Below are 12,244 nucleotides of genomic sequence, written 5' to 3' on the forward strand. Positions count from 1 at the left end.
AATGGATTCCATCCGAGGCAGATCAGCGGGAAAGTTGATTTAGGCACACAGCCAAAGGATTCTGGCAGGCATTCAAAAGAAGCCAGCCACTGGCTGTAGCAAAGTGTGCTAATGCCAGTCATCGGCTTTCGTCCAGGAACCCAGACATGTTCATCTCCTTAGCCTCACTGAAAAGAAAACCCCTCGCCCGCCTCGCGCTGGCCATCAGCCTGGGCACGCTCGGCCTGCCTTACTGGGCGGGCAGCGCCCAGGCCCATGGTGGCCGCGCCGAGATGGTGCCGCTGCAAGCGGGCCTTGAGGAGTTTGGCGCCACGGTGAAATGGGACGACTACGCCGACCTGTTCGTGATTGCCAAGGACAGCGTTTACCTCAAGGTCAAACCGGGCAGCAAGGTTGCCATGCTCAACGGCAAACGGATGGAACTGAGCGTGCCGGTGGTGTTCAAGGGCAAGACCGCCTTCATGTCCAAGGACTTCATCAATCAGGTGTTCCAGTCCGGCCTGGACAAGACCTTTGTCGTCGAGACGCGCCCTAACCCGCTCAACCCGCTGAGCGCGGATGAGATCAAGACCGCTGTCGAGATCATCAAGCAATCGAAGCACTACAAACCCGGTTTCCGCTTCACGGAAGTCTCGGTCAACGAACCACCGAAGGATCAGGTGTGGAATTTCGTCTACACGGGCCAGAACGTTGCCCAGCCGCGTCAGGCCAACATCGTGGTGCTCGACGGCAAGCATGTGATCGAGGGCCTGGTGGATCTCGACAGCAAGACACTCAAGTCATGGAACCCCATCGAAGGTGCCCACGGCATGGTCCTGCTGGATGACTTCGCGACGGTGCAATCGGCCATCGAAGCGAGCCCCGATTACGCACAGGCACTGGCCAAGCGCGGTATCACCGATGTGAAAAAGGTCGTGGCCACGCCGTTGACGGTCGGTTACTTCGACGGCAAGGATGGCCTGGCGCAGGACAAGCGCTTGCTGAAAATCGTCAGCTATTTGAATACCGGGGACGGCAACTACTGGGCACACCCGATCGAGGGCCTGGTGGCGATTGTCGACCTGGAGCAAAAGAAGCTGATCAAGATCGAGGACGACGCGGTCATTCCGGTGCCGATGAAATCAACGCCGTACGACGGGCGCGGGCGCAAGGGCACGTCGGTCAAGCCGCTGGAAATCATCGAACCGGAAGGCAAGAACTACACCATCACCGGCAACAGCATTCACTGGCAGAACTGGGATTTCCACGTCCGCCTCGATTCCCGGGTCGGCCCGATCCTGTCCACCGTCACCTACGACGACAAGGGCAAGAAACGCAAAATCATGTACGAAGGCTCGCTGGGCGGCATGATCGTGCCGTATGGCGATCCCGATGGCGGCTGGTACTTCAAGGCGTATCTCGACTCGGGCGATTACGGTATGGGCACGTTGACCTCGCCGATTGCGCGCGGCAAGGACGCGCCGCAAAACGCCGTGCTGCTGGACGCCACGATTGCCGACTACACCGGCGCCCCGACCTCGATTCCACGTGCCATGGCGGTGTTCGAGCGTTACGCCGGCCCGGAATACAAGCACCAGGAAATGGGCCAGCCCAACCTCAGCACCGAACGGCGTGAACTGGTGGTGCGCTGGATCAGCACCGTCGGCAATTACGACTACATTTTCGACTGGGTCTTCCAGCAGAACGGCACCATCGGCATCGACGCCGGTGCCACCGGCATCGAAGCGGTCAAGGGCGTGAAATCGAAAACCATGCACGAAGCCACGGCCAAGGAAGACACGCGCTACGGCACACTGCTGGACCACAACATCGTCGGCACCACGCACCAGCACATCTACAACTTCCGACTCGACATGGACGTCGACGGTGAGCAGAACTCGCTGGTGGAAGTGAACCCGGTGGTTGCCCCGAACGACCGTGGCGGACCGCGCACCAGCACCATGCAGACCGAAAACAAGGTCGTCAGCACCGAACAGCAAGCCGCGCAGAAATTCGACCCCTCGACCGTTCGCCTGCTGACCAACTTCAGCAAGGAAAACAAAGTCGGCAACCCGGTTTCCTATCAGCTGATTCCGTACGCTGGCGGCACGCACCCAGTGGCCAAGGGCGCCAACTTCGGCAAGGACGAATGGCTCTATCACCGGTTGAGCTTCATGGACAAACAACTGTGGGTGACCCGCTATAACCCGCAAGAAAAGTTTCCGGAAGGCAAATACCCGAACCGCTCGGACAAGGACGCGGGGCTGGGGCAGTTCACCCACGATAATCAGTCCATCGAAAACACCGATGATGTGGTCTGGCTGACCACCGGCACCACGCACATTGCCCGGGCGGAAGAATGGCCGATCATGCCGACCGAGTGGGTGCATGTGCTGTTGAAGCCGTGGAATTTCTTTGACGAGACGCCGACGTTGAATCTCAACGCCCCGCAGTAATACGGCACACCCCTGTAGGAACCGGCTTGCTGGCGATCACGGTGTGTCAGTCGAGATTAATGTTTCTGACACACCGCGATCGCCAGCAAGCCGGCTCCTACAGGGTGGTTGTGTTTTCAAGTGAACGGTCAGGCGTGTTTTTTGCGGTATTCACCGGGCGAAATGCCGAACCGCGATTTGAACGCCGTGGAAAAGTAGCTCGAATCGGAAAACCCCCACGAATACCCCAACACCGACAACTTCTGCTCGGTACGCGATTGGCGCAGGGACTCGGCGCACAAATCCAGCCGACGATTCTTGATGTACCGCGCCACCACCAGGCCTTTCCTGGCGAACATCCGGTACAGCCCACGCGTCGACATGCCCACTTCTCGTGCCAGCCATTCGGGGCAGAGATCTTCCGAGCGGATGTGCTCATCAATAAAGCCCAGGGTCTTGCGGAAGAGGCGCTCCTGCACATCCGTGCACGCTTCGCTGTGGCTGATGGCCGGACGCAACAGGCTGACAATCGCCTCCAGCGTCGCTTCACTTTCTGCCCGGCTCAGGTATTGCTGGTGCGTGGCGTCCAGAATCAGATGGTGCGACAGCATGGCGATGGGCGATGTCGCCGCAATCCGGTGACCGCACTTGACCTGACTGAAGCGCAGGGTTTGCTCGACCAGTTGCGACGGCAGAATCAACGACAACTGCCGCGAGTTTTCACTGTAGGTAAAGTCGCTGGGGCGCGAGGCATCGATCAGCGTGATGTCGCCGGCTGACAGCAACACCTTGCTGTCGCCCTGGGCCATACCGGCGGTGCCATCGAGCTGGAACACCGCAAAGTATTTGCCACCTTCGCCCGCCGCGACTTCCTGAGGCGTGCGGTAAAGCCGTGCCTGACGGGCATCGACAAAACTGAGCTTCAGCGCACCGTCCTGGTGTTCGCGAATCTGCCCGGCAAACTCGTCACCCAGGGGCTGCGCGTTGAAGGCGCCACAGATCTGGTTGATCTGATGAATCCACTGATCGAAGCTATCACGGCGCTGTGCAATTGAAGAAATCATGTCGGGCCTCACGCAGGCTTGTTTTTATTATCTACGCCAATCCACGGGTTCTCCTGAACAGTGACTCTCCTTCGAAAACCAACGGGTTATTTAAGCCCGCCAAAACGCCGATAGAAGCTTTCACCCACATCGGGCAACGGACCATCGGCGGTCTCCAGAGCACTGTTCAACCATTCCTCGGCCTTGGCGTAGATCAGCCGGTAAATATTGCGGCACAACTGCCGGGCGGCGCGTCCTTCCCAATCGCCGGGCAACAATTCGTCCGGCAATTGCGGGTCGCGCAACAGCAGTTTGCGGTACTCATGAATAAGCAGGACCCGTGCCAGGAAGCAGTCCGACGGTTGCAGGTTCTCCTGCTCGCGAAGCGCTTGCCAGAGCGGTCGGAACAGTTGGATGAACTCGCTGTAATGAGCCGCCAGCTCCTCGATGTTCCAACTCTCGCGTACCTGTAGTCGCAGGGCCTTGGAGGCCAGTACGTCTTGCGCGGTGGTTTCGAAAACGATGGTGTCTTCCTGGGCGCCAAGGTCGAGCAAGGTCGCGTTGACATCGGCCCGGTCGCTGCGCGGACAGGCCAGCACAACCGGCGAGATCGCACCAAAACCTTGCCACTCCAGTTCTTCGCGCACTTGTTTGCGCTTGTCCTGGGTCAGTTGCGTGAGTATCACCAGGCACCACGAACCGTCCCATGCCGGAACGGTGGAGCTGTAGACGCGCTTGAAGGCCTTGTCGAAGCGCCGGCGGCCGGCACCGGTCAGGCTGTAGTAGCTGCGACGCCCGACTTTTTCGGCGGTCAGCCAGCCTTCCTTGGTCAGGCGAAAAATCGAGGTGCGGATCAGCCGTTCATTGATGCCGATGGGCTCGAGCAACTGAATCAGGCTGCCCAGCCACACCGTGCCGCCGTGGGGCTCGATGGCATCCCCGTATAGCGTGATGATCAAGGAGCTGGCGCGGATCGGCGTCTGTTCCTGGAAGCGGGTAATCAGGTGGTTCAAAGGTGTCAGGGACGACATGGGCGTACCGAGCTGAAAAAAGAAAAGGAATATACCGAAAGTCCGTCGGTTAATCGCATCCCCCTGTAGGAGCCGGCTTGCTGGCGATGACTGAGTGTCAGTCGACATTGATGTTTCTGATACACCGCCATCGCCAGCAAGCCGGCTCCTACAGAGGATCGCGTATTCATAAAGAATTGCCCTTCGGTCGCAGGCCGCTGTCGCTGATACGCGGGCGGTCGGGCTCCGGTTCGGTCAGCGGCTCGCAAACGCGCATCTGCTCAAGGCAACGCTTGGCCAGTTGCTGATACTCGCGAGTGCCCGCCTGCTTCCACGACACCTCTTCATCGCTGAGGCTGCGCTTGACGCTGGCCGGCGCCCCCATGATCAGCGACTGCTCGGGGCCTTCGAAACCGGCCTTGACGAAGGCCGCCGCCGAGACGAATGAGCGAGCACCAATGCGCGCATTGTCCATCACCACCGCATTCATCCCCACCAGCGCGTCGGCGCCAATCCGGCACCCGTGCAACACCGCGCCGTGACCGATGTGACCGTTGCGTTCGACCACGGTGTCGCTGTCCGGGAAACCGTGCATCACGCAGGTGTCCTGCAGATTGGCACCCTCCTCCAGCACGATCCGGCCGAAATCCCCGCGCAGGCTGGCCAGCGGACCGACGTAGCACCGGGGACCGACGATCACGTCACCGATCAAGACGGCTGACGGATGAACGTAAGCAGTGGGATCAACCACCGGGGTCAAACCATCGAGGCTGTAACAGGTCATGGGACGTTCCCTTCCATAAAGCGATGCAGATACAGGCTCATTTTGTATCACATCGCTTTTACGATAACAAAGCACAAAAACCGTATCACTTATGAATCCTGCAATGCGAGGCGCCTGCTCACGCCTGAAAACCAAGGGAAAAGCCAATAAAACAGGCGCATCAAGCACATTCTCAACCGGGTAAAAACCTTTACCAACAAATCAAACAACCACAAACAAGACACATTAAATCAACTTTTCTATTGCATTTACGTATCACGTTGCAGGTATACTCGGGCAAAACCGGCCTACCGCGCCGATCCAATAATGAGCCGGCATTACAGCCGAGCGTGCACCGTGAGGGCATCCGCCATGCCTCTAACCCTTGCTGTCGAGATCATCGAGCCGGGTGTTCGCCTGATTACCCTGCAGCGCCCGCAAGCGCTGAATGCCCTGACCACCGAACTGCTGGGCGAACTGGCCGATGAACTGAGCGCCGCGCAAGCCGATCCTGACACCCGCGCCGTGGTCCTGACCGGCAGTCGCAAAGCCTTTGCGGCCGGCGCCGACATCAAGGAAATGGCCGAGCGCGATCTGGTCGGCATCCTCGACGACCCGCGCCAGGCCTCGTGGCAAACCATCACCCGCTTCAACAAGCCGCTGATCGCCGCCGTCAACGGCTTCGCCCTCGGCGGTGGCTGCGAACTGGCCATGCACGCCGACATCATCATTGCCGGTCTCGACGCCCGCTTCGGTCAGCCGGAAATCAACCTCGGGATCATGCCCGGCGCCGGGGGCACCCAACGTCTGCTGCGCGCCGTGGGCAAATCCATGGCCATGCAGATGGTCCTGACCGGCGAGCCAATCGATGCCCGCCAGGCCCAACGCGCCGGCCTGATCAGTGAAGTGACGCAACCGGAATTCACCGTCGAACGCGCCCTGCAGATCGCCCGCAGTATTGCTGAAAAAGCGCCGCTGGCCGTACGTCTGGCCAAGGAAGCGCTGCTCAAGGCGATGGACACCGACCTCGCCAGCGGCCTGCGTTTCGAGCGCCACGCCTTCACCGTACTGGCCGGCACCCGCGACCGGGACGAAGGCATCCGGGCCTTTCAGGAAAAACGCACGCCGACCTTCACCGGGCAGTAATCCGGCCATCGATAACGAATTCGAACGACCTCCAAGAGAGCGCCAAGACCATGAACTTCGAACACATCCTGTTTTCCATCGAGGCCGGCGTCGCCCTGCTCAGCCTCAATCGACCGGACCAGCTCAACAGCTTCAACGCGCAGATGCATGGCGAAGTGAAAGAAGCGCTGAGACAGGTCCGGCAGAACCCGGACGTGCGCGTCTTGCTGCTGACCGGTGAAGGTCGCGGCTTCTGCGCCGGGCAAGACCTCAGCGACCGTAATGTCGCACCGGGCAGCGCCGTGCCGGATCTGGGCGAGTCGATCGAGAAGTTCTACAACCCGCTGATCCGCCAGCTGCGCGACCTGCCGCTGCCGGTGATCTGCGCGGTCAACGGCGTGGCGGCCGGGGCTGGCGCGAACATTCCGCTGGCCTGCGACCTGGTGCTGGCGGCACGTTCGGCGAGTTTCATTCAAGCCTTCTGCAAGATCGGTTTGATCCCCGATTCCGGCGGCACCTGGACCCTGCCGCGCCTGGTCGGCATGGCCCGCGCCAAGGCACTGGCCCTGCTGGGCAATCGCCTGACGGCGGAGCAGGCCGAGCAATGGGGATTGATCTATCGCGTGGTCGACGATGCCGAACTGCGCCATGAAGCCCTGACACTTGCCCGTCATCTGGCCACGCAACCGACATATGGATTGGCCCTGATCAAGCGCAGCCTCAACGCCAGCCTGAGCAACACCTTCGACGAACAGCTGGAGCTGGAAAAAGACCTGCAACGCCTGGCCGGGCGCAGCGAGGATTACCGTGAAGGCGTCAGCGCGTTCATGGAAAAACGCACCCCAAGCTTCAAGGGGCACTGAGCCATGACCGCACTGAACACCCACGCACGCATCGCGGTGATCGGCGCCGGGGCCATGGGCGCAGGCATCGCTCAGGTTGCAGCGCAGGCCGGTCATCCGGTGATGTTGCTCGACAATCGTCCGGGCGCTGCCGCCCAGGCCATCGACGGCATTGACCGGCAACTGGGCAAACGCGTCGAGAAAGGCAAGCTGTCGGCAGAAGACCGGACCGCGACAATCCAGCGTCTGCACGCCGTGGAAGCCATCGAAGCATTGGCCGATTGCGAGCTGATCATCGAAGCCATCGTCGAGAACCTTGAGGTCAAACGCGCCCTCTTCCGCGAACTCGAAGGCATCTGCAGTGAGCATTGCATCCTGGCCAGCAACACTTCTTCGCTGTCGATCACCAGCATCGCTGCGCAGCTGAACCATCCGCAACGTTTGCTCGGCCTGCACTTCTTCAACCCGGCGCCGGTAATGGCGCTGGTGGAAATCGTCTCGGGCCTGGCCAGCGCTCCGGCGTTGGCCGAGTGTCTTTACGACACCGCCAAGGCCTGGGGCAAGAAACCGGTACACACCCGCTCGACACCAGGCTTCATCGTCAACCGCGTCGCTCGCCCGTTCTACGCCGAAAGCCTGCGCCTGCTGCAGGAAGGCGCGGCCGATTGCGCGACGCTGGATGCATTGATGCGCGAGGCCGGTGGCTTTGCGATGGGCGCCTTCGAACTGACTGACTTGATTGGCCATGACGTCAACTATGCCGTGACCTGTTCGGTGTTTGACGCCTACTACGGCGACACGCGCTTCCTGCCGTCGTTGATTCAGAAGGAATTGGTGGACGCGGGACGCCTGGGACGTAAAACCGGTCATGGTTTCTATCGCTATGCAGAAGGGGCCGAACGTCCACAGCCAACCTTTATCAGCAGCGAACACGTCATTGAAACCTGCGTTGCAGAAGGCGATCTCGGCATCGCCAATACGTTGATTGCGCGCCTGCGCGAACACAACGTCGACGTTGTTCAGCGTGACGGCCAAGGTTTGTTGCGCGTTGGCGATGCCGTTCTGGCACTGAGTGACGGACGCATGGCCTGTCAGCGCGCCAGGGAAGATGGCCTGCGCAATCTGATTCTGCTGGACCTGGCATTCGACTACGGCAAGGCCAGCCGAATCGCCATCAGCTACGCATCGGACATCGAAGCGTCTGCCCTCCAACAGGGCGTCGCGCTGCTGCAACGGGCGGGGTTCACCGTCAGTCAACTCAGCGACAGCCCCGCGCTCGCGGTATTACGTACCGCGGCGATGCTTGCCAACGAAGCCGCCGATGCCGTGCTGCAAGGCGTGGCCTCGGCCGCCGATATCGATCTGGCGATGCGCGCCGGGGTCAACTACCCGCAAGGCCCGCTGGCCTGGGCCGATGCCATCGGCCTGTCGCACATCCTCAAGGTGCTGGAAAACCTGCAAACGAGCTACGGCGAACAACGCTATCGACCGTCGCTGCTGTTGCGCCGCCGCGTTGCCGAAGGGAGGACCTTCCATGACTAACCATGAAGCGATGAACCTGGCCAGCACCTGCGCGCAAACGCTGTTCAAGCGCGATACCGCCAGCCAGGCGATGGGCATGCGCCTGCTCTCGACCGCACCGGGCTGCGCCCGCGTCGGCATGAGCGTGCGCGCCGACATGATTCAAGGCCACGGCACCTGCCACGGCGGCTATCTGTTCGCCCTCGCCGACTCGGCGTTCGCCTTTGCCTGCAACAGCTACAACGAAGCGACGGTGGCCATCGGTTGCAGCATCGATTACATCGCCCCGGCACGCCTGGGCGACACCTTGACCGCCGATTGCACCGAGCAAAGCCGCTCCGGTCGCACCGGCAATTACGACGTGCGCATTGAAAACCAACTGGGCCAGCTGATCGCGCTGTTCCATGGCAAATCCTACAAAGTGCGCGGCGCAGTGCTCGCGCAGGAGAACCCGAATGAATGATGCCCTGATCATCGACGCGGTACGGACCCCGATCGGTCGCTACGCCGGCGCCTTGAGCGGTGTGCGCGCCGACGACCTCGGCGCAGTGCCGTTGCGCGAACTGCTGCGCCGTCACCCGCAGGTCGACTGGAACGCGGTCGACGATGTGATCTACGGCTGCGCCAACCAGGCCGGCGAAGACAACCGCAACGTCGCGCGCATGTCGGCGTTATTGGCCGGACTGCCGGTCAGCGTACCCGGCACCACGCTCAACCGTTTGTGCGGTTCCGGGCTGGATGCGATCGGCACGGCGGCGCGGGCGATTCGTTGCGGCGAGGCCGGGCTGATGCTGGTCGGTGGCGTCGAATCAATGTCCCGCGCCCCTTTGGTGATGGGCAAGGCCGAGCAAGCGTTCTCCCGGGACGCGCAGCTCTACGACACCACCATCGGCTGGCGCTTCGTCAATCCGCTGATGAAAAAAACCTTCGGTATCGACTCGATGCCGGAAACCGCCGAAAACGTCGCCGAGCAGTTCAACATCTCCCGCGCCGACCAGGACGCTTTCGCCCTGCGCAGCCAGCAGCGTGCCAGCGCAGCCCAGGCCAGCGGGCGTTTGGCCAAAGAAATCGTTGCGGTCGAAATCCCCCAGCGTAAAGGCCCGGCCAAAATCGTCGAGCACGACGAACACCCGCGCGGTGACACCACACTTGAGCAACTGCAGAAGCTCGGCACGCCGTTTCGCGAAGGTGGCAGCGTCACTGCCGGCAACGCATCCGGGGTCAATGACGGGGCTTGCGCGCTGTTGCTGGCCAGCCCGGAAACCGCCAAACGCCAGGGTTTGAAAGCACGCGGCAGGGTCGTCGCCATGGCCACTGCCGGCGTCGAACCGAGAATCATGGGCATTGGCCCGGTGCCGGCCACCCGCAAGGTGCTGGAACTGGCCAACCTGAGCCTCGCCGACATGGACGTGATCGAACTCAACGAAGCCTTCGCCGCGCAGGGTCTGGCGGTGTTGCGTGAACTCGGCCTGAGCGACACCGATCCGCGGGTCAACCCGAACGGCGGCGCGATTGCCCTCGGTCATCCGCTGGGCATGAGCGGTGCGCGGCTGGTGACCACCGCCCTGCACGAGTTGGAAGAACGTCAGGGCCGCTACGCCTTGTGCACCATGTGCATCGGCGTCGGCCAGGGCATTGCGCTGATCATCGAGCGTCTGTCCGACTAAAGAATCGCGATTCCCGGGGAGCCGAGAGGTATCCTTGGGGCATGCACTCAAAGCCCTTGCGCAAAAGGGCTGAAACACAACAATAATTCGAGTGAAGTTATGAACATGCCAATTGCCAACGCCGTGCTTGATCCTGTGCTGGACCCGATTGAAACCGCCAGCATCGACGAACTCCGTCAGCTCCAGCTGGATCGCCTGCGCTGGAGTCTCAACCACGCCTACAACAATGTGCCGCTGTATCGCCAACGCTTCGATGCGCTGGGCGTGCACCCGGATGACATCAAATGCCTGGAGGATCTGGCGAAGTTTCCGTTCACCACCAAATCCGACCTGCGCGACAACTACCCCTACGGCATGTTCGCCGTGCCGATGCACGACGTGGTGCGCCTGCACGCCTCCAGCGGCACCACCGGCAAACCGACCGTCGTCGGCTACACCCAGAACGACATCGACACCTGGGCCAACGTGGTCGCCCGATCGATCCGCGCGGCCGGCGGTCGACGGGGCGACAAAGTGCACATTTCCTATGGCTACGGCCTGTTCACCGGCGGCCTCGGCGCGCACTACGGTGCCGAACGCCTGGGCTGCACGGTGATCCCGATGTCCGGTGGCCAGACTGAAAAGCAAGTTCAACTGATCAAGGATTTCCAGCCGGACATCATCATGGTCACGCCGTCCTACATGCTCAACATCGCCGATGAAATCGAGCGCCAGGGCATCGACCCGCACAAACTGGCCCTGCGCCTGGGCATCTTCGGTGCCGAGCCGTGGACCGGCGAACTGCGCAGCGCCATCGAGAACCGTTTGGGCATCACCGCACTGGACATCTACGGCCTCTCGGAAATCATGGGGCCGGGCGTCGCCATGGAATGCGCCGAAACCAAGGACGGCCCGACGATCTGGGAAGACCACTTCTACCCGGAAATCATCGACCCGGTCACCGGTGAAGTGCTGCCGGACGGGCAGATGGGCGAACTGGTGTTCACGTCGCTAAGCAAAGAAGCCTTGCCGATGATCCGCTACCGCACCCGCGATCTGACGCGCCTGTTGCCGGGGACTGCGCGGCCGATGCGGCGGATCGACAAAATCACCGGGCGTAGCGATGACATGTTGATCATTCGCGGGGTGAACGTGTTTCCGACACAGATCGAGGAGCAGGTGCTGAAAATAAAACAGCTTTCAGAGTGTTATGAGATTCATCTGTATCGCAATGGGAACCTGGACAGCGTGGATGTGCATGTCGAGTTGAAGGCTGAACACCAGCACTTGAGCGATGAGCAGCAGAAGGCTGTTTGTGGCGAGTTGAGCAAGCACATCAAGACGTACATCGGGATCAGTTCGCGGATTGTTTTGCAGCCTCTGCATTCGATCAAGCGCTCTGAGGGCAAGGCTTGTCACGTGATGGACAAGCGCCCGAAAGCATGACTGCTGCACCCTTTAAGCCCCGCTTTTGCGGGGCTTTTTTTTGGGGTTTTACTCGTACTTTCAACCCACGCGCCCCCCGCACGTTGGTGGCCCACCAATCCCGGCCCCTTGCGCATTCCCCCCTGTAGGAGCCGGCTTGCTGGCGATAGCGGCAGGTCAGCCGGAGTATTCATCGCCTGACTCACCGCTATCGCCAGCAAGCCGGCTCCTACAGATCGGCGTAATAATCAAATACCGGGGGGGGCGCACCTGACTACAGCGAAGTCGTCAGAACATCACCGTCATGGAATCGCGTGAGAGCGCACGGTCAATGGAACGCTTGGCAACCGTCAGGAATTGACGCGAGAACGCTGATGTATTTCAGCTCCGCGCACTCTGTAGGAGCCGGCTTGCTGGCGATGGATCCACAGGCGCCGCGTTATTCCTGTGAGAGC

10 protein-coding genes are annotated in these 12,244 nt (G+C 61.0%); 7 read left to right on the plus strand and 3 right to left on the minus strand.

The window, feature by feature from the left end; genetic code table 11:
- The first annotated feature begins 146 nt into the window (after window positions 1-146).
- Window positions 147-2,435, plus strand: a complete 2,289-nt coding sequence (gene tynA, locus FBY04_RS18870) for a primary-amine oxidase (RefSeq protein WP_145316191.1) — start codon at window positions 147-149, stop codon at window positions 2,433-2,435.
- A 128-nt stretch (window positions 2,436-2,563) separates the two neighbouring features.
- Here the strand turns inward: tynA and feaR are convergent, their stop codons facing one another.
- From feaR to paaY, 3 genes are all read right to left on the minus strand, one after another.
- Window positions 2,564-3,478 carry a transcriptional regulator FeaR gene (feaR, locus tag FBY04_RS18875; protein WP_145316193.1) on the minus strand — a complete coding sequence of 305 codons (915 nt, stop codon included), beginning with the start codon at window positions 3,476-3,478 and terminating at the stop codon, window positions 2,564-2,566.
- A gap of 86 nt (window positions 3,479-3,564) precedes the next feature.
- Window positions 3,565-4,488: a phenylacetic acid degradation operon negative regulatory protein PaaX gene (paaX, locus tag FBY04_RS18880; RefSeq protein WP_145316195.1), complete on the minus strand. Its 924-nt coding sequence runs from the start codon at window positions 4,486-4,488 to the stop codon at window positions 3,565-3,567.
- Window positions 4,489-4,654: 166 nt separating this feature from the next.
- Entirely contained in the window at window positions 4,655-5,251 is a 597-nt protein-coding gene (gene paaY / locus FBY04_RS18885; protein ID WP_145316197.1) for a phenylacetic acid degradation protein PaaY, read from the minus strand.
- 351 nt (window positions 5,252-5,602) lie between these two features.
- Between paaY and paaF the strand changes: the two genes are divergently transcribed.
- The 6 genes from paaF (at window position 5,603) to paaK (ending at window position 11,810) form a co-directional block, all read left to right on the plus strand.
- Complete coding sequence (paaF, locus tag FBY04_RS18890; protein ID WP_084323244.1) at window positions 5,603-6,376, plus strand: 2,3-dehydroadipyl-CoA hydratase PaaF; 774 nt, start codon at window positions 5,603-5,605, stop codon at window positions 6,374-6,376.
- Window positions 6,377-6,426: 50 nt separating this feature from the next.
- Window positions 6,427-7,218: a 2-(1,2-epoxy-1,2-dihydrophenyl)acetyl-CoA isomerase PaaG gene (paaG, locus tag FBY04_RS18895; RefSeq protein ID WP_084323245.1), complete on the plus strand. Its 792-nt coding sequence runs from the start codon at window positions 6,427-6,429 to the stop codon at window positions 7,216-7,218.
- 3 nt (window positions 7,219-7,221) lie between these two features.
- On the plus strand, window positions 7,222-8,739 hold the full coding sequence (gene paaH / locus FBY04_RS18900) for a 3-hydroxyacyl-CoA dehydrogenase PaaH (RefSeq protein WP_084323246.1): 1,518 nt from the start codon (window positions 7,222-7,224) through the stop codon (window positions 8,737-8,739).
- A complete protein-coding gene (paaI, locus tag FBY04_RS18905; protein ID WP_084323247.1) occupies window positions 8,732-9,181 on the plus strand; it encodes a hydroxyphenylacetyl-CoA thioesterase PaaI in 450 nt (149 codons plus the stop codon). The genes paaH and paaI overlap by 8 nt, the downstream gene beginning before the upstream one ends.
- Complete coding sequence (gene pcaF / locus FBY04_RS18910; protein ID WP_145316199.1) at window positions 9,174-10,385, plus strand: 3-oxoadipyl-CoA thiolase; 1,212 nt, start codon at window positions 9,174-9,176, stop codon at window positions 10,383-10,385. Before paaI ends, pcaF begins: the two co-directional genes overlap by 8 nt.
- A 99-nt stretch (window positions 10,386-10,484) precedes the next feature.
- A complete protein-coding gene (gene paaK, locus FBY04_RS18915; RefSeq protein WP_145316201.1) occupies window positions 10,485-11,810 on the plus strand; it encodes a phenylacetate--CoA ligase PaaK in 1,326 nt (441 codons plus the stop codon).
- The last annotated feature ends 434 nt before the right edge of the window (window positions 11,811-12,244 follow it).

It is taken from the genome of Pseudomonas sp. SJZ080 (assembly GCF_007828295.1).
Lineage (GTDB): Bacteria > Pseudomonadota > Gammaproteobacteria > Pseudomonadales > Pseudomonadaceae > Aquipseudomonas > Aquipseudomonas migulae_A.